At 54.3% G+C, this 18039-nt stretch carries 15 protein-coding genes; 14 read left to right on the top strand and 1 reads right to left on the bottom strand.

Features of this window, described 5'->3' with window-relative positions; genetic code table 11:
* Nucleotides 1–109: 109 nt before the first annotated feature.
* The 12 genes from JNUCC32_RS21160 (at nt 110) to JNUCC32_RS21105 (ending at nt 16326) form a co-directional block, all read left to right on the top strand.
* Nucleotides 110–673, top strand: coding sequence for a GNAT family N-acetyltransferase (locus JNUCC32_RS21160; protein WP_192569752.1), 564 nt, complete (start codon nt 110–112; stop codon nt 671–673).
* A gap of 19 nt (nt 674–692) precedes the next feature.
* Nucleotides 693–1451, top strand: a complete 759-nt coding sequence (locus JNUCC32_RS21155; protein ID WP_096777029.1) for an energy-coupling factor transporter transmembrane component T family protein — start codon at nt 693–695, stop codon at nt 1449–1451.
* A gap of 125 nt (nt 1452–1576) precedes the next feature.
* Nucleotides 1577–2164, top strand: coding sequence for an ECF transporter S component (locus tag JNUCC32_RS21150; RefSeq protein WP_192569751.1), 588 nt, complete (start codon nt 1577–1579; stop codon nt 2162–2164).
* A gap of 4 nt (nt 2165–2168) precedes the next feature.
* Nucleotides 2169–3800, top strand: a complete 1632-nt coding sequence (locus JNUCC32_RS21145) for an ABC transporter ATP-binding protein (RefSeq protein ID WP_192569750.1) — start codon at nt 2169–2171, stop codon at nt 3798–3800.
* Nucleotides 3801–3946: 146 nt separating this feature from the next.
* The gene (locus JNUCC32_RS21140; RefSeq protein ID WP_192569749.1) at nt 3947–5461 is read left to right on the top strand and encodes an MDR family MFS transporter; all 1515 of its coding nucleotides are present in this window, start codon (nt 3947–3949) and stop codon (nt 5459–5461) included.
* Nucleotides 5462–5717: 256 nt separating this feature from the next.
* Nucleotides 5718–7508: a sensor histidine kinase gene (locus JNUCC32_RS21135; RefSeq protein WP_192569748.1), complete on the top strand. Its 1791-nt coding sequence runs from the start codon at nt 5718–5720 to the stop codon at nt 7506–7508.
* Nucleotides 7489–9126 carry a response regulator gene (locus JNUCC32_RS21130; RefSeq protein WP_192569747.1) on the top strand — a complete coding sequence of 546 codons (1638 nt, stop codon included), beginning with the start codon at nt 7489–7491 and terminating at the stop codon, nt 9124–9126. The genes JNUCC32_RS21135 and JNUCC32_RS21130 overlap by 20 nt, the downstream gene beginning before the upstream one ends.
* Before the next feature lie 97 nt (nt 9127–9223).
* Nucleotides 9224–10909: a type 2 periplasmic-binding domain-containing protein gene (locus tag JNUCC32_RS21125; protein ID WP_192569746.1), complete on the top strand. Its 1686-nt coding sequence runs from the start codon at nt 9224–9226 to the stop codon at nt 10907–10909.
* 172 nt (nt 10910–11081) lie between these two features.
* Entirely contained in the window at nt 11082–11972 is an 891-nt protein-coding gene (locus JNUCC32_RS21120; protein ID WP_036664449.1) for an ABC transporter permease, read from the top strand.
* A 21-nt stretch (nt 11973–11993) separates the two neighbouring features.
* Nucleotides 11994–12872, top strand: coding sequence for a carbohydrate ABC transporter permease (locus JNUCC32_RS21115; RefSeq protein ID WP_009594891.1), 879 nt, complete (start codon nt 11994–11996; stop codon nt 12870–12872).
* A gap of 40 nt (nt 12873–12912) precedes the next feature.
* The gene (locus JNUCC32_RS21110; RefSeq protein WP_323373366.1) at nt 12913–14985 is read left to right on the top strand and encodes a beta-galactosidase; all 2073 of its coding nucleotides are present in this window, start codon (nt 12913–12915) and stop codon (nt 14983–14985) included.
* 333 nt (nt 14986–15318) lie between these two features.
* Nucleotides 15319–16326, top strand: a complete 1008-nt coding sequence (locus JNUCC32_RS21105) for a glycoside hydrolase family 53 protein (RefSeq protein ID WP_228468796.1) — start codon at nt 15319–15321, stop codon at nt 16324–16326.
* A gap of 74 nt (nt 16327–16400) precedes the next feature.
* Here the strand turns inward: JNUCC32_RS21105 and JNUCC32_RS21100 are convergent, their stop codons facing one another.
* Complete coding sequence (locus tag JNUCC32_RS21100) at nt 16401–16871, bottom strand: MarR family winged helix-turn-helix transcriptional regulator (protein WP_012819005.1); 471 nt, start codon at nt 16869–16871, stop codon at nt 16401–16403.
* A gap of 212 nt (nt 16872–17083) precedes the next feature.
* Here JNUCC32_RS21100 and JNUCC32_RS31725 point away from each other — a divergent pair, with 212 nt between their 5' ends.
* Together JNUCC32_RS31725 and JNUCC32_RS21095 are read left to right on the top strand one after the other, a co-directional pair.
* Nucleotides 17084–17218, top strand: coding sequence for a hypothetical protein (locus tag JNUCC32_RS31725; protein ID WP_267132883.1), 135 nt, complete (start codon nt 17084–17086; stop codon nt 17216–17218).
* 82 nt (nt 17219–17300) lie between these two features.
* Nucleotides 17301–18032: an ABC transporter ATP-binding protein gene (locus tag JNUCC32_RS21095; protein WP_192569744.1), complete on the top strand. Its 732-nt coding sequence runs from the start codon at nt 17301–17303 to the stop codon at nt 18030–18032.
* The last annotated feature ends 7 nt before the right edge of the window (nt 18033–18039 follow it).

Here is an 18039-nt window from a genome sequence, read left to right as displayed (position 1 = left end):
ATGGGGGACCAGGATACGGATTGATTTTCGCTATACTCTTTTATACACGCACATAGTATCACCGGAAACAGCCGATGCAAGTCAGTTTTTTGCGAGAGGGTGGAATACCATGTACAGATGCGAAGGGATCGTTCCGGAAATGAAGGGTCGGCGGATCCGGCTGCGAAGGATGGAGAGGGAGGATGCGGAAGCGATGCTGGGCTGCTGGTCCGATCCCGCCGTAACGGCCTTTCTGGATATGCCCGTAATGGATTCAGCCGAGGACGCAAAGGCGCTGATTGAGTGGCTGCAACGGCTTGCCGAGCAGGACGAAGCCATTCGCTGGGGCATCGAGATCACCGAAACAGGCCAATTGATCGGTAGCTGCGGATTTAATATTTGGCAGCTGGAGGGCGCGTTCAAGGGCGAGTTTGGGTGTGAGCTGGCAAGCCGTTATTGGGGGAAGGGCTATATGACCGAGGCGGCCGAGCTGGTTGCGGCTTTCGGGTACGCGTCCATGGGACTAAACCGAATCGAGGCTTTCGTCGATTCAAGAAATGAGCGTGCATGCCGATGGTTCGCGAAGCACGGTTATATGCGCGAAGGAGTGCTTCGCGATTATCGCCATACGTCCGGCGGTTATGTCGATGCCGTCGTTTTTTCGCGATTGAGAAAAGATTGGAACACGCTATAAGAGAGGCAGTTGGTGGAATATGCTGATTCAATATGAGAAGGGCGGCACGCTTCTTCATCGATATGATCCTTTAAGCAAGCTGGTGATCCTGTTCTGTACAGCGGTAATCGCCATGCTGCTCGACCAAGCCTGGCAGCAGGCGTTGTTTCTCCTGTTATGCATCGGCCAAGCCCGATTCGCCGGCCGGGTGTCTTGCAAGCGTCTGCTGGGAGGGATCCGGCTCATTGCAATCGTTGCAGTACCCTACTTCATTCTGACCAGCTTGACGGTCCAAGGGGACACCGTATGGCTGCAGTGGGGGCCCATCGCCCTGACGGTTGAGGCTCTGAACGCCGCGGGTGCCATGTCGCTCCGGATGTTTACGTTGTTTCTGACCTCGATGGCGTATATCTTGACGACGGATCCAAGAGAACTGGTTGCCGAGCTGACCAGGCGTCTTCGAATCCCTTACCGGTTTGCGTTTGGCGTATCCGCTGCGCTGACCTTCATTCCGCTGTTGGAGGAGGAGGGTGCCCATATTCTGGCTGCCCAGCAGGTAAGGGGCCATCGACCGCCCAAGGGACTCGGAAGCCGCATCGGCTACGGATTGAAGTTTGTTTCGGCTGTCCTGCTTAATGCGCTGCGTCGTGTTCAGCAAACGGCGGGCGCAATGGAATCCAAAGGATTTGGCGCATACCCGGACCGAACCTATCGCACGGAGGTTAACATTCCTTCATGGGCGGTCGCATCGGCAGTTATGTATGTACTGGCAACGGTTTTCGTCTGGTGGATTGCCTGAATTGTTAACCTGAATCAACAAAAAATGGGTTGACGTTAAGAGCGGAAGTGTGCAAAATATGAAAAGAAGCGTTGACGAACGCTAGCACAGCCGCCGACGGCGGCTGGTATGAAGGAGGACTACCTTTGAATTCATCATCACAGAAAAAATGGTTTGCTTTTACGACGCAGGAGATTATCCTGATGGCGATGCTTGCTGCCGTTAATGCCGTTCTCACCGTATACATAGGGCCGGTTAACAAGCTGTTGAACAGTCTGGGCGGACCCATCGCCACTTCGACGACGACGGGAATCTACATGGTTTATGGACTCTTGGCTTACTACATCATACGTAAACCGGGAACGGCGGTTGTCACGTTTGCGATCGGCGGCACGATTCAGGCTCTGACCGGTACGGTATACGGCATTGCTTCGTGTTTTGTGGCCGCGGGCTGCTACATGATCGTGGCGGAGACGATTTTCGCGATCTACCGATACAAAAAGTGGAGCGCAAGCGCTCTAATGCTGGTTGGCGGGGCGATGGTACCGCTCTGGTTCCTGTTCGCGGCCAACATGTTCGGGTATACGTCCTGGCCGATCGAAGTGCTTGGCATTGCGCTGGCGGTGCGTATTCTGAGCGGCGTACTCCTCTGCGGCCTGTTAACCAAGGTTTTGGGAGAGGCGTTAGTGAAGACGGGCCTGCTTCGCCGTTTCGCCGTCTCCGTTAAGGGATAGCCCGATGTCGGGAACAAGGGTGTCATGCCGGGGACTGGGATTCCTCTATGACGGAGAGGAACGTCCGGTTATCCACGATATGAATCTGGACATAGCGGAGAACGATTGGGTCGCGATTCTTGGTGCCAGCGGCAGCGGGAAGTCGACGCTGTGCCAGCTGTTATGCGGCCTTCTTCCGCGGAGCGGCGGAGGCGCAAGAACGGGGGAAGTGCTGCTGGACGGCATGGATCCTGCAGCGGCGCCGATAGCCGACGTAGCGGATGCGGTCGGGGTGCTGTTTCAGGATCCGGATGCCCAGCTCGTTCAGGGGATCGTAGAGGACGAAGCAGCCTTCGGCCCTGAAAATATGCGGGTTCCGCCCGCGGAAATCGAGGAGCGGGTGGTGCAGTCCCTTGCGGCGGTCGGGCTGCTTCACCGGCGGACCGATCCGGTGCGCAGCCTGTCCGGGGGACAGCGGCAGCGCACGGCCTTGGCCGCGGTGCTGGCACTGCGCCCGCGGCTCTTCGTCTTCGACGACGCCTGCGCCAGCCTGGATGCCGCGGCGCAGGCGAATTTCCTGCAGCTGTGCCATAAGCTGCAGGTGGAGGGCCGGACGCTGATCACCGCGTCCGGCCGCTTTGACGATGTCGCGCGCGCCGCGGGGCGCGTCATCGTCTTGGACGGCGGCACCGTCGTGCAGGACGGGCCGCCGGAGGAGCTGCTGCACCGCTGCGGGGAGCAGCTGGTGCAGCTGGGCTTGCTGCCTCGGCCCGCAGGCGAGGCAGCGAGTGCCGCCGCCGGGGACAAGCCTGTCCCGGCAACAACTCCCCAGCATCCGGCAGTGCGCCATGCGGAATTGCCGGTCCCCGCAGGTTCCGCGCCTGCGGCGGTATCCCATGCGGGCAAGCCAGTTCCTGCAGGCTCCTTACCTGCGGCGGAATCCCGTGCAGAAGGCGCCAGGCTGTCTGCCGTCTCCCCGCTGCTCCAGATCGATTCGCTGACGTTTGCGTATCCCGGCGGCCGGGAGGCGCTGCGCGACATCGATGCGAAGATTGATCCCGGCGACTGGGTGCTGCTGACGGGGGAGAACGGATCGGGCAAAACGACGCTCAGCCGCCTGATCATGGGCCTGCTGCCGTCTCCGGCAGGCAGCATACGCTGGCAAGGGGAAGATACGAAGGGAATGGCCGTCTACCGCAGGGCCGAGTTGATCGGCTACGTGTTCCAGCAGCCGGAATATATGTTTACGGCCCCGAATGTTTGGGAGGAGCTGATCTACAGCCTCCATGGCGGGATGTCCGTGAAGAAGCGTCCGGAGCTGACGGCCGGCCAGCAGCAGCGGGCGAGGTTTCTGTTAGAGATGGCGGGACTTACGGATCGTCTTCAAATGTCTCCTTATTTGCTTAGTCAGGGCGAGAAGCGTCTCTTAAGCATCATCAGCCAATTGATGCTGGAAAGACCGCTGTATATCCTGGACGAGCCGACCTCGGGAATGGACTATGCCGCCATCGATAAAGTAACCGAGCTCTGCCGTTATGTCATCGGGGAAGGCTCGGCCGTCCTGATGATCACGCACGATCCCGAACTCATGAAGCGGCATGCCACTTCCTTTATTCATCTGCGGAACGGGAAAATGTCTGTGCAACCTTCGCGGTAACCTTTATAATAGAAATGTTACATGATGTGAAAGCGCTCCTGGTATCGGGAGGCGCTTTTATGCTGTTGGCCCCGGTTTTGTCCTAATAGGATCGGCAGGGACAGGAGTCATGCCGGGGCCGTCTAGAGTAAAGGGGACGAAGGAACGTGGGTGTATTAAGACAAGACAAACGCAGTTATATCCTGGTCGGTATTCTGTTATCCACCTTTATGGCTGCGATCGAAGGAACGGTTGTCGGTCCGGCGGGTCCGGCCATTATCAGCAGCTTCGGCAGCGTAAGCCTGATGAGCTGGATTTTTACGGCCTATCTGCTGACGATGGCCGTTACGACGCCGATTTTCGGTAAAATAAGCGATTTATATGGACGCAAGCCCGTATTTTTATACGGCTCGCTGATCTTTCTCGTAGGCTCATTGCTGTGCGGGCTGTCGCAGAACATGACGCAGCTGATCATTTTCAGGGCAATCCAAGGGATCGGAGCCGGTGCGGTTATACCGGTGACCTTCACGATTGTCGGAGACATTTACAATCTGGAGGAACGAGGGAAGATTCAAGGGATGATCAGCTCCGTTTGGGGAATTTCATCGCTGATCGGACCGCTGCTTGGCGGGTATTTCGTGGATTACTTGTCCTGGCACTGGATCTTTGTTTTTAATGTTCCGTTCGGGCTGTTATCGATAGGGCTGATTTTCCGTTATTTCAAAGAGGAGCGGAACGCCCGGGAAGTATCGATCGATTACGGGGGGGCGGCCCTGTTTACCGTGGGAATGACCGCGCTGCTGTTTGCGCTCGCGGTCGGCGGCGGGGAGAGCTATTCCTGGAATTCTCCGTTCATGCTCGGTCTGATGATCGGTTCCGTGGTGCTGCTCGCTGCGTTCCTGGTGGTGGAGAACAGGGTGAAGGAGCCGATGCTGCCGCTCCATCTGTTCAAGATCCGGGATATTACGGTATCGACGATAGCCAATATTCTGGTAAGTGCGCTTATCATCGGGTTGACCACGTATTTGCCGCTGTGGATTCAAGGCGTTCGTGGCGGCAACGCCACCTTGTCGGGTCTGACGCTGGCCCCGATGTCGATCGGATGGCTGATCGGCTCGATCATCAGCGGTCGACTGATCGTTAAATCCGGCTCCCGGAAAACGGCGCTGATCGGCGTCGTGCTTCTAATCATCGGAGCGGTGGGATTGGCGTTCATGCATAAGGATACGGCGCTGGGCGTGCTGCTGGTCTTTACGTTCATTTATGGCGTCGGCTTCGGTTATATCTCCACCTTGTTTCAGATCATTGCGCAATCCTCGGTCGGCTATGAGGTTCGCGGAGCTTCCACGGCGCTGAACTCCTTCATCCGGACGTTCGGTCAGACCGTGGGCGTAGCGGTGTTCGGATTATGGGTCAATGCGGGAATCGCGGGCAGGCTTGCCGCTGAGCCGGATGCGGCCGGCATTACGAGCGACGACATTAACAAATTGCTCTCCCCGCATGGAATGGCCGAACTGCCGGAAGGGTCAGGCAGCCTGTTGAGCGGAATACTGGAGGGAAGCCTTAATTCCCTGTTCGTGGTGATGGCCGTGATGGCGGTGATCTGTATGTTGATCGTGGCCGCCTTCCGCAATGCGCCCCCTGAACCGGAGGCGGGAGAGGAACAACCGTCAGGCCATTGATCGATGGACGCATGTAAGGCATATATTTCATAATAAAAATGTAACAGGACCCCGGTCTCTTTGAGGCCGTGATCCTGTTTTTTTGTTGGATGCGCTCTTTGGGGGCTGCGCAAACGTCCATGTCGTAACAATCCCTTCGAAAGTGCCCGAAATCTTGCTTTTATGCCCTACACGGCACAGGGCGAACTCCGATATAATAAACATATTTCGCTATAAATGACTTCCCACACTACATAAACCAAGGGGCTGCCGATGTATGTCCAAATTTAATCTGTTCCGAAAAATCGTCCTGTTCATTTTTCTGATGTTGATTCCGATTGTCGGCCTCTATTTCTATTCGAACCAAACCACGACGAACGTGCTCAGCAAGGAGCTCAGCCAATCGAATACGAACCAGCTTGTTTTTTTTCAGAATCAGGTGAATACCAATATCGATATTTTGGCATCATGGCCGAATTTGCTCCTGCATGACCCGGACATCTCAAGCTTTCGGGATATATATTTGGAGGATAAGTATCTGAACCTGGACGCGATTAATCTGGTGAAGCAAATTCAGACGAAGCTGAGCATACAGGAGAGCTCTTCGAACTGGCGGAGCCATCTGGCCATTTATTCCCCATCCCTCGGGCGGGTGGTCACCGAAAGCGATGCCGGGTTTTATTCGCCCGAGGAGCTCGCGGAGGACGTGAAGCCGGGGTGGCAGGTCACTCCTTATTACGAGGGGAGCGACCGGCGTTTCCTGTTTGTCTGGTATTCGGTGGCACCGTATTCCACCCAGCATCATACGGGCAAGTCGAATACCGTGATCAAGGTTGAATTCGACAGCACCAACATCCAGGATATGCTGGACCGCTTTAAGAGCGACGGAAGGAGCGATCCGTTCTACTATAAACCCGATTCGGGCGTTATCTACAATCGTACCGCGGACCAGGAACTGATTAACCATATGATGGCGGAGCTGGATCGGGAGCCGCTCAAAGACGTGGAGAATCGCGTGAAGGAAGTGGACGGCAAAACCTATTCGGTCAGCATCGTGTTATCGGAAACGACCGGATGGTATTTGATAGACTATATTCCGCTATCGGACATTATGAAGCCGATCCATACGTCGAACAGGCTCTTTTATATTTCGATCGCAGCATTGCTCCTGATGAGCTGCCTCGCCGCATATCTGCTGTACTCCCAGGTTCAGGTTCCGATCAAGCAGCTGGTTTATGTGTTCCGAAGGCTCCAAGCCGGGGATTACGGGGTGAGGATGAAGGTAGCGGGCCGTAACGAGTTCAGTTTTCTGGCCACGAGATTCAACTCGATGGTGGAGCAGATTCAGGAGCTGTTCGAGCATGTATACATGGAGAAGATCCATGTCAGGGAAGCGAAGCTGAAGCAGCTGCAGTCCCAGATCAATCCCCATTTCTTCTATAATTGCTTTTCGTTTATTACCAGCATGGCGAAGCTTCGGAAATACGAAGCCGTCGTGGCGATGTCGCACAGCTTGTCCCGGTATTTCCGCTATACCACGCGTCAGGAACGGGAACTGGTTCCCTTGTCGGACGAAGTGGAGTTCGTTACGCATTATCTGGAAATCCAGCAGATGCGGATGAGGCGTCTCCAATATCATCTTGATTTGACGGAGGAAGCTGAAGGCATGGAGATCCCGCCGCTGGTCATTCAGCCCTTGGTGGAGAATGCCGTGCTGCATGGCATTGAGCCTCACTCGGGCGACGGTGAAATCAGGGTAACCTTCCGGATTGTGAACGGTCTGGCCTGCATTCAAGTGGATGATAACGGAATCGGCATGAACGGGGAGAAGCTGGCCGAGCTGGAGGCCCGGCTGAACAGGCCGATGGATCAGGAGATGGGCTGCGGCGTCTGGAATGTTCACCAGCGCATGCGGCTGCGTTATGGCGAAGAAGCCGGCCTGCGGTTTGCGGCATCTCCGCAAGGCGGCGTACGGGCTGTACTCTACTGGCCATTGCCGGAACGCTTGGGAAGAATCAATCAAAGTCAGGGCAGGGGGCAAAGAGTCGATGAATATCTTATTGGTTGATGACGAGAGTTATGTTACGGAAAGCTTATATCAGACGATACCATGGCGTGAGCTGGATATTGAAGAAGTGTATCAGGCTTCTTCCGCCCTGGAGGCGATCGACCTGCTGGAGGAGCAGGACATCGATGTGGTGGTTACGGATGTTCGGATGCCGGTGATGACCGGCCTGGAGCTGATGGAGACCATAACCGAGCGTTGGACGCATATCCGCTGCATTTTACTTACGGGTTATTCGGATTTTGAATATGCCAAGCAGGCGATTCGGCTGCAGGCATCCGATTACATTTTGAAGCCGGTGGACGATGGTGAATTCATGCGGAGCGTGAGCTCCGCCTTGGCGTCGATCCAGGAGGAGCGAAAGGAGCTTGGGCACTACCATCAGCTGATGTACAGCCGCAAATCGGATCTCGGCATTCTGCGAAACAGCCTCATGCATGATCTCTTGCTGGGACGCGAGATGCCGCGTCATTCGCTTGATCACAAGCTTCATGAATATGAAATTCCGCTCCGAACAGACCAGCGGACGATCATGCTGCTGATCCAGCTAGGGCAGAGGTTTACGGGAATGGACGACTATTCGGTGGGACTGATGGAATATGCCATCGGCAACATTGCCGAGGAGGTATTTGCCGAGCTGCTCCATGTGTGGTCCTGTAAAACGCCGCATCATGGTTTGATTCTATTGGCTCAGCCCAAGAGAGTGCCGAACGCTGGAGATATGGAAACATTCGCGGATTCCCGCGAATTGAAACGGTATATAACCCAGTTTCAACAGGATGTGGGCAGCTATTTAAAGGGAAGCATTTCGGTTTTCGTGTCAGACTCCTTTGATTTTCCGGGGGAACTGGGATCCGTTTATCGGTCGGGACTAAGCTCGCTTTACCTCTGGGGAAACGGAGATCATGAAGCTATCCGATTCGCGGAAGACCATGATGACCGGCTGCATGAGCCTGTATGGGACGTTACCCAGGCGTTTGCAAAGCCGCCCAGCCTGCTGCATCTGCTGGAAACAAGGCAGTGGGATGCCGCCCGGGACAAAATAGAACAAGTTTTTGCAGAAGTTGAAACCGCATTCATCGGGCAGACGGCGTTGTATGAAATATTTTTATCGGTTGCGAATGCCTACATGTATCTTGCTCACAAGCAGGGGCATTACATTCATCAGCTGGACCAGGCCGGCTGGGACCCCTTATATATTCAGCAGGTGGTTCAGTCGGCTGCCAAGCTGCGCTCCTGGTCGATTGATATGCTGAATAAACTTCATGATATCTCGTCCGAACAGGAGACAACGAGCAAGAGCCATATCATCAAGCAGGTCCAGGAGATGGTGACTGCCGATTCGGGTCACGACCTGTCCGTCAAGACGATTGCGGACCGGGTATTTCTGCATCCGGTATATTTATCCAAGATTTATAAGAGCGAAACCGGAGAGGGACTCGGCGATTATATCATCCGCAAGCGAATGGAGCGGGCGTTATATCTGCTGAAGCATACGAACAAGAAGATTTATGAAATTACCGCTGAGCTCGGATACCAGAATCCGCAGTATTTCAGCAAGATGTTCCGGAAGCACTACGGAATGACCCCGAACGAATACAGAGACCAAGGATGTTGCTAAAGGTGCAGAAATCTTCGATTCGTGACATAGGATGCGGCTGCCGGCCCCTCTATAATTAAACATGTAATCCATAAGGTGGTAGAAGGGGGATTTAACGATGACCGCTAGAAGAAAGAAATGGTTCCCGATCCTGGCCGCGTCCTTGCTCCTGGCCGGATCCTTGGCCGGATGCTCCGGCGGCGAGCCGAAACCGGAAGCGGCGCAGCAGCCGGCCGAATCCAAAACTGAAAACGTCTACAAAGAGAAATACGATCCGGAAGTTACGATTACGACGGTGTGGGGCGTCGATCCGACGCTTCAATTCAAGAATGGGGAAACGATCGAGAACAACGTGGCTACGAAGTGGGCCAAGGAGAAGTTTGGCATCAACATCAAATCGTTGTGGTCCATTACGGATACCAACGGCGCTTTTGCAACCAAGCTGCGGCTGGCCATGTCCTCCGGACAGGAAATGCCGGATATCGTCACGCTCGGCACCGAAAATCAGCAGCTGGCCCAGGATTTGATCGATTCCGGCATGTTTGCCGAGGTCGGCACGCTGTTTGACCAGTATGCATCGGAAACGTGGAAGAACGCGATGAATCTGGATCCCAACGTGTGGAATCAGTACAGCCGGGACGGTAAGCGAATGGGGCTTCCGGTTCTGGATTTTGCCTATAATCACGACTATGTATTATGGATCCGGCAGGATTGGCTGGACAAGCTGGGGATGAGCGCACCGAAAACGATGGATGAGCTTGAGCAGGTGATGGATGCTTTCAAGAATCAGAACCCGTCCGGTCTTGCTCCGGATAAAGTCACGCCGCTGAGCATCGGCTTCAAAACGTCCATGAGCACCTGGATGGGCGATCCGTCATGGATATTCGGCGCTTACGGAACGCTGCCGCAGCAGTGGAACGTGGCTGAGGACGGAAGCCTGGAATACGGCTCGGTCCATGCGGGCATGAAGCAAGGCTTGGTGAAGCTGAACGAGTGGATGAATAAAGGATACATTCCGAAGGAAGCCGCATTGTGGGATGAGAACAAAACGGCGGAGCCGGCTGTAGCCGGAACGGCCGGCATCATTCCGGGGCCTTACTGGATGAGCGGCTGGCCGCTGATCGATACCGTGAAGAATGCGCCGGAAGCCGTCTGGAAGCCTGTCCAGATTCCGGCTGGCCCTGGCGGCATTGCGATGCGCCATGGAACGCAGTATACGAACGGCGTTACCCTGATCCATATAGATATGGAGCATCCTGAGGCCTTCTTCACGTATCAAAACTACTTGTTCGATAACTTTGCCGTATCCAAGGAAGGCGGCGAATTTGCCAACGGGCTGTTCGAGGGCTACGACTTCGAGCTCGATGCCAATGGCGAAATGGTGCCCAACGATCAGATCCAAGGCGGTTACGTGAATGTCGTCCGTTACTTACTGGTCCGCGACGGTGCCCGCATTCCGGACGAGCAGATGAAAGCGCTGCTGAAGCTGGCGAAAGGCGGGAAGCCGGAGAGCCGCCTCGAAAAGGACGTTGCGGTCAACTATGGCAAGGATACCCCTGCCGCTGCGGAAGTGCTGCTCTCCCAAGAGGAGATCTCCAAGAAGAACATGTTTACGGGACCGGTAACCGCCACCATGAAATCGAAGTGGGATTATCTCCTGAAGATCGAGAACCAAACCCTGAACGAGATCATTTACGGCAAACAGCCCGTTGAATCGTTTGATACGTTTGTGGAAACGTGGAAAGCCGGAGGCGGGGAACAGATCACCAAAGAGGTTAACGAATGGTATCAAAGCGTGAAGTAGTTGTGGTTACCGAGTAATGAAGGGCGGCCTGCCTAGGCCGTCTTTTTTGTTCCATGAGAGACGCTGCAAATTGATTGCTATCGTGCCATGAATATTGGTTTTGTGGGCTACTGCGCCCCGTGGGACGGGTCCTATAATCAAGAGGTAGATTGATTTAACGGGAGGATCTTGGATGAAGAGGATGAAAAAAACGTGGCCTTTCCACGTCATGCTGCTGCCGGCCCTTATCTGTCTGTTCTTGTTCAGTTATTTGCCGATGGGCGGCATCATTATGGCTTTTCAGGACTATAAGCCGTGGGAGGGCGTTGGCGGCTCCGCATGGGTGGGCTTGGACAATTTCCGATACTTGTTTGAAAGGCAGGACAGCATGCAGGTCATATGGAACACCTTTGTCATCGCGGTGATGAAAATCGTGTTCAATCTGCTGATTCCGTTCGTGTTTGCCATTCTGCTGAATGAAATCCGAAAAACGGCGCTTCAGCGGAGCATCCAAACGATGGTGTATTTGCCCCACTTTTTGTCCTGGGTCATCCTGGGCGGAATTTTGATCGAAATGCTCGCCGTCGACGGCTTTGTTAATCGAATTCTGGCCGCTGTCGGCATCGATCCGATCTTTTTTCTCGGAGACAATAACTGGTTCCGGTTCACGGTGATCGTATCCGACGTTTGGAAGGAGTTTGGCTACAATACGATTGTATTCCTGGCTGCGCTGGCCGGCGTTAGCCCGACCCTGTACGAAGCCGCGGAAATCGATGGAGCGGGACGCCTGAAACAAACGCTTCATATCACGATCCCTTCCATGATTCCCATCACGATCGTTGTCGGGACCTTGGCGCTCGGCAACATCCTGAATGCCGGGTTTGACCAAATCTTCAACCTGTACAATCCGCTGGTATACGAGAAAGGCGATATCATCGATACCTTTGTATACCGGACAGCGATCCTGAATGGCGAGATGGGGTTCGGAACGGCTATCGGCTTGTTCAAATCCGTGATCAGCATGGTCCTTATTCTCGTATCCTATCGGCTGGCCTACAAGTGGGCGGGCTACCGTATATTCTAGCAGAGCGAAAGAGGGAGAGCCATGTACCATAAAACGATGGAATACCGCATATTTAACGTGTTTAATACCTGCTTGCTTGTCGCGCTGGCCATTCTCTGCATCATTCCGCTGCTTCATGTGCTGGCGATTTCGTTCAGCTCCAAAGCCGCTGCCGACGCCAGTCTGGTGGGATTATGGCCGGTCGATTTTTCGCTGGAAGCTTACAAGAAAACGATCAATAACCCGGCATTTCTACACTCGATCTGGATCTCGATTGCACGTACCGTACTGGGAACGGCTTTGACGCTTGCCGTGACGTTTCTGGCCGCATATCCGCTGTCCAAAGAGAACCGCGTCTTCCGCAGCCGCAGTGTTTATTCCTGGCTGTTTGTGTTCAGCATGGTGTTCAATGGAGGCCTGGTGCCGTTCTATATCGTGATTCAGAAGCTGGGCCTGATCAACTCCTTCTGGGTGCTGGTGATCCCCGGCACCGTGAACACCTTTTTGGTGATCCTGATGCTGAACTTCTTCAGGGGAATTCCGAAAGAACTGGAGGAAGCGGCTTTCATCGATGGAGCCGGCCATTTCAAAACGCTGTTTAAGATTTATTTGCCGATCTCGCTGCCCTCGATTGCCACGATTGCGCTGTTCAGCATGGTGTTCCATTGGAACTCGTGGTTTGACGGGCTGCTGTATCTGAACAATGCCAAGGATTTCCCGCTGGCGACCTTCCTGCAGACGGTCATTATCCAGCGGGACATGAGCTCGATGAGCATGAGCCCGAAGGAGATGGAGCTGTTGTCCCAGACGACGGTGAATGCCGCACAGATCTTTATCGGCGCGGCGCCCATCCTGCTGGTTTATCCTTTTTTGCAGCGTTTTTTCGTTAAAGGGATGACGCTGGGTTCTGTCAAAGAATAAGAGATGCGATCCTATCAGGAAACAGGAGGTTTAACTTACTATGAAACGAACGTTTAATCCGATTAGCTCGCGGGTTCCGCACATGCTGCATGGCGCCGATTATAATCCGGAGCAATGGCTCCGTTATCCCGAAGTGCTCGAAGAGGATATCCGGCTGATGAAGCTGGCGAATTGCAACGTGATGTCCGTCGGCATATTTTCATGGGTTTCATTGGAGCCCGAGGAAGGGGTATTCACGTTTGATTGGCTTGACGGCGTATTGGACCGCTTTGCCGCCAATGGAATTTATGCTTTTCTGGCAACGCCAAGCGGCGCAAGACCGGCCTGGATGTCGGAGAAGTATCCCGAGGTGCTGCGCGTAAGCGAGAGGCGCGTTCGTAACCTGCACGGCTTCCGTCATAATCACTGTTATACTTCGCCGGTCTATCGGGAGAAGGTCCATACGATCAACAGGAAGCTTGCGGAGCGGTACGGCAACCATCCGGCCGTGATCGGCTGGCATATCTCGAATGAGTTTGGCGGCGATTGCCACTGCGACTACTGTCAGGACGCATTCCGGTCTTGGCTGCAGGCGAAGTACGCCACGCTGGATGACCTCAACCATGCCTGGTGGACCGCATTCTGGAGCCATACGATTACGGATTGGAGCCAGGTTGAATCTCCGTCGCCGCACGGGGAGACGCAGGTACATGGAATGAACCTGGATTGGAGACGGTTCGTAACCGATCAGACGGCGGATTTCATCCGGCACGAAACGGAACCCCTCCGCAGGGTCAATCCATCCCTTCCGGTGACGACCAACCTGATGGAATATTTTGAAGGACTGAATTACTGGAAGTTTGCCGATTTGCTGGACGTGGTATCCTGGGACAGCTATCCGACCTGGCATGATCAGGGCGGGGATGAGGCCGCGCAGGCAGCCCGCGTTGCCATGATGCACGATATCGTCCGCTCGATCAAAGGCGGGCAGCCGTGGATGCTGATGGAGAGCACCCCAAGTTTGACGAACTGGCAGCCGGTGAGCAAGCTGAAGCGTCCGGGTATGCATTTGCTGTCTTCCATGCAAGCCGTTGCCCATGGTTCGGATACGGTGCAATATTTTCAATGGCGCAAGAGCAGGGGATCGAGCGAGAAGCTGCACGGCGCCGTCGTCGATCATGTCGGTCATGAACACACGCGGGTGTTCGGCGACGTGGCTGAGGTCGGGGACTATCTCAACAAGATGGATGCCGTTGTAGGAACGGGCATTCCGGCGGAAGCGGCGGTCATTTTTGACTGGGAGAACCGCTGGGCCATCAACGATGCGCAAGGTCCGCGGAATAAGGGAGTCAAGTATGAGGAGACCGTGCAAGAGCATTACCGGGCTTTATGGAAGCAGGGAGTCCCGATGGATGTCATCGATATGGAGCAGGATTTCTCCGGATATAAACTGGTGGTCGCCCCCATGCTGTACATGGTGCGCCCAGGCGTGGGCGAACGGATTCAACAATTTGTGGAAGCGGGCGGCACATTTGTTGCGACGTATTGGTCGGGAATCGTCGACGAGTTTGACCTTTGCTTCCTTTGCGGATTTCCGGGTCCCCTTCGTAAGACGCTCGGCATATGGTCGGAGGAAATCGATGCTCTCCATGATCACGATGTCAATGGGATCGTAACGAATGACGGAGGGGGGCTTAGCTTGGCCGAGGCCTATGAAGCCGTTGAGCTGTGCGACCTCATTCATCTGGAGACGGCGGAGGCGCTGGCCGTTTACCGGTCCGATTTCTATGCGGGACGGCCAGCATTGACGGTCAATCAGCTTGGGAAGGGCCGGGCCTATTATATCGCCTCCCGGAACAAGGAGCCTTTTCATTCCGATTTTTACAGGAAGCTCGTTGAACAGACAGGCGTCCGCCGGGCGCTGCCGGTGGAGCTGCCTTCGGGCGTAAGCTCATCCATTCGTACGGATGGAGAGTCGGATTACATTTTTGTGATGAACTTCTCTGGCGAAGCGAAGCGGGTCACGCTGGACGGAGCCGATTACCGTGATTTTATCTCGTGCGAAGCCCTAGGGGCAGAGATAGAGTTGGCGCCTTACGGAGTGAAGGTGATCAAAAAAGGGACGAGAGCGTAAGCCGGCTCAGCCTTCCAATGTTCCGATTCGTTTCAAAACATGCCTCTTCCAGGGACAGGTGCCTTCGTGCGATGCCTGTCCCTTCATCATGCACTGCGCCGCTCATTTGCCTATTCCATGTGATCGTCCTTTCCGCACTGGATCCGACATTTCGCCCCCTTGCGCCGGGTTCATTTTGCTTGGAAAAGGACCGGAAATGTTGGCATTATGCCCTGTGGATTCATATGGAAAACGCTTACAATTAGGGTGTCACTTGCGCAGTGAACGAAAAACCAAGGAGGTATCGTAATGACTGGAGTCGCGAAAGGAGTTTGGTTCAGAATGTTTCTTTGCATGTCAATGCTTGCATTAACGTTCGGCTTTTCGGGTAACGACGCCGCCGAGGCGGCACCTGCCTTTGCAAAAGGTGCGGACATCAGCTGGGTTCCAGGTATGGAAGCTCAAGGGTATAAGTGGAAAGACAAGACAGGGGTTCAGCGCGATATTCTGGACATTCTGAAGAACGATTACCAGATCAATTCGGCAAGGATCCGTGTCTGGGTCAATCCCAACATGAATGATTACATGAACGGTTATCTGAATGCGGAAAAAGCCGCCGAGCTGGCCCAGCGTGCCAAGAATAAGGGCATGAGCATTATGCTTACGCTGCATTACAGCGATTCCTGGGCGGATCCGGGACAGCAGAACAAGCCCTATGCTTGGCGTAATTTTACTTTTCAGCAGCTGATGGATGCGGTCTATTCCCATACCGTCTTTGTGATGAACACCATGAAGAACAAAGGCGTGACTCCGGATTGGGTACAGGTCGGCAACGAAACCAACAACGGAATGCTGTGGGAGGACGGCAAGGCCTCAGCGAACATGAAGAATTACGCATGGCTCGTCAATACGGGGCATAACGCGGTGAAGTCCGTCAGCGGCCAGGCCAAGACGATCGTTCATTTATCGAATGGCTACGACAATGAATTGTTCAAGTGGAATATTGGCGGCTTGATCAGCAACGGCGCGAACTTCGATATTATCGGCATGTCGCTGTACCCGGAAGCGGGCGATTGGTCATCGAAGGTCGATCAGACGATAGCCAATGCCAAAGACATGACTGCCAGATATGGAAAAAGCATCATGATCAGCGAAATCGGCATGGATTACAATCAGCCGGCGGCAGCCAAGAGCTTTATCCAGAGCATCAAGACCAAGGTGAGAGGCTTAGCGGGAGGTACCGGGCTGGGCGTGTTCTACTGGGAGCCTGAAGCTACGCCGGGATACAATGCGGGATACAACAAGGGAGCCTGGCAGGCGGACGGGAAGCCGACCATTGCCTTGGAAGGCTTTAAAGACTGAGCGTTTCTAACCGGTATATTGAGCAAGAAGAACCCTGTTTCCGAGAAGGAGGAAGGGTTCTTCTCTTTGTTTTTTCAGCCCTGCTGGCGCACGATCTGCACCTGTTCCGCATGTTTTCCCATTTTGCCCAGCAGCCCGATCAGCTGGCGCTTCTCTTCCTCGTCCAATCCTCCCAAGGCATGCTGGATGTGTTGTTCATGCAGCGGGTACAGCTTCTGCATCAATTGCTCTCCGGACGGAGTCAGCTCGGCATAGATCACTCGTCTGTCCTCGGGGCAGGGTCTGCGGCGCACGTAGCCTTTTTCAACCAGCTTATCGACCACGTAAGTTACGTTTCCGCTCTGCAGGAGCAGCTGTGCCCCGATCTGCTGGATGGGCTGGCGGCCTTTATAGAACAGTACTTCCATTACGGCAAAAGAGGTTGGATTAAAGCCTTCGATTTTACTGCCATTCACGACATGTTCGTTGACGCTCTTGAATGACTTGGCAAACACCCGATACAGGTGCATCGCAAGCTGTGTATCGCGTTCATGTGACACCTTCATACATTCTCCCGCCTTTGGTATGGACTCATGTCCTGAATTACTTCAAATCTAAGATTACGCTGAAATGTACAAATGCAACATGTGATTTGTCACAATGCGGACGAAACATTTTTCATCCTCCGGCTCCGGCAGCCACGATGCCTCCAGCCCGATACGCCCTCCGCGCGCCGATCCTATAATGAAATTCAAATGGGAAGAAAAGGGTGGGGGACATGAAGCAAGCACAAACCGCAGAATCCGCGGGGCTCAAACCGCTGCTGCTGTGCAAAGGCAGAATCGACAGGAAAGATGTTGCCGCTGCAGCAGGGAAAGGTGTCCATATGGTCCCTGAAACGACTACGATATAATGCAAGAATGTTTCGCTAAATGCAACTAATCCTTGCCCTGATGCGTAATACTGGGAATAGAGACAACGGATGGGGTGTTAGGATGCATAAGATTCAAGAGAATGGACTTGGGCCTGAACCGGTGCTGAAGGTGGATATTCAGGAGGCAGGATACGAACCAAGCCGCCCGCGCATACGGGATATATCGTTTCAAGTGGTGCCCGGCGAGCTTCTGGGTTTGATCGGACCGAACGGAGCGGGGAAGAGCACGACCATTAAGACGGTGCTGGGGCTTCTTAAAGATAGCAAGGCCGACGTCTATATTGCGGGCAGTCCTCCGCGATATGCTTACGTTCCCGAGCAGCCCGTGTTTTACGAGGACTTGACGCTGTGGGAGCATTTGGATCTGGCAGCCGCTGCTTTTGGAATGGACGATCAGCATTTCGAGGAGCAGGCCGCCCAGCTGCTTCGGCAGTTCGGCATGGAGTCGGTACGCCATGAACTGCCGGGAGGCTTCTCCAAAGGAATGAAGCAGAAGATGATGCTGATGATCGGCTTTCTCTCCAAACCCGACGTTTATATCGTAGACGAGCCGTTTATCGGTTTGGATCCCCGGGCAACGCGCGATTTCCTGAATTTGCTGCTCGAGGAGAGGCGCCGCGGCGCCGGTGTATTGATGTCTACCCATGTGCTGGATACCGCGGAGAGAATTTGCGATCGATTTGTGCTCATTTCCGCAGGACGGATTGCCTCGGAGGGCACGCTGGACCAAATCCGGCAGTCCGCTGAACTTCCCGGCGCATCGTTGTTTGACTGCTTCGATGCGCTGACATGAGGGGGAT

Origin of the sequence: Paenibacillus sp. JNUCC32 (genome assembly GCF_014863545.1) — a bacterium.
Lineage (GTDB): Bacteria > Bacillota > Bacilli > Paenibacillales > Paenibacillaceae > Paenibacillus_AQ > Paenibacillus_AQ lautus_A.
Note: the sequence above shows the minus strand (reverse complement) of the source record. Positions and strands in the feature narration are given on the sequence as shown.

Bases quoted from the DNA above. Each gene is read 5' to 3' on its own strand.
- JNUCC32_RS31725 (WP_267132883.1), top strand. From the start codon at position 17,084: ATGAAGCAAGCACAAACCGCAGAATCCGCGGGGCTCAAACCGCTGCTG.
- JNUCC32_RS21100 (WP_012819005.1), bottom strand. From the start codon at position 16,871: ATGAAGGTGTCACATGAACGCGATACACAGCTTGCGATGCACCTGTAT.
- JNUCC32_RS21105 (WP_228468796.1), top strand. From the start codon at position 15,319: ATGTCAATGCTTGCATTAACGTTCGGCTTTTCGGGTAACGACGCCGCC.
- JNUCC32_RS21160 (WP_192569752.1), top strand. From the start codon at position 110: ATGTACAGATGCGAAGGGATCGTTCCGGAAATGAAGGGTCGGCGGATC.
- JNUCC32_RS21130 (WP_192569747.1), top strand. From the start codon at position 7,489: ATGAATATCTTATTGGTTGATGACGAGAGTTATGTTACGGAAAGCTTA.
- JNUCC32_RS21115 (WP_009594891.1), top strand. From the start codon at position 11,994: ATGTACCATAAAACGATGGAATACCGCATATTTAACGTGTTTAATACC.
- JNUCC32_RS21120 (WP_036664449.1), top strand. From the start codon at position 11,082: ATGAAGAGGATGAAAAAAACGTGGCCTTTCCACGTCATGCTGCTGCCG.
- JNUCC32_RS21095 (WP_192569744.1), top strand. From the start codon at position 17,301: ATGCATAAGATTCAAGAGAATGGACTTGGGCCTGAACCGGTGCTGAAG.
- JNUCC32_RS21155 (WP_096777029.1), top strand. From the start codon at position 693: ATGCTGATTCAATATGAGAAGGGCGGCACGCTTCTTCATCGATATGAT.
- JNUCC32_RS21125 (WP_192569746.1), top strand. From the start codon at position 9,224: ATGACCGCTAGAAGAAAGAAATGGTTCCCGATCCTGGCCGCGTCCTTG.
- JNUCC32_RS21145 (WP_192569750.1), top strand. From the start codon at position 2,169: ATGTCGGGAACAAGGGTGTCATGCCGGGGACTGGGATTCCTCTATGAC.
- JNUCC32_RS21110 (WP_323373366.1), top strand. From the start codon at position 12,913: ATGAAACGAACGTTTAATCCGATTAGCTCGCGGGTTCCGCACATGCTG.
- JNUCC32_RS21135 (WP_192569748.1), top strand. From the start codon at position 5,718: ATGTCCAAATTTAATCTGTTCCGAAAAATCGTCCTGTTCATTTTTCTG.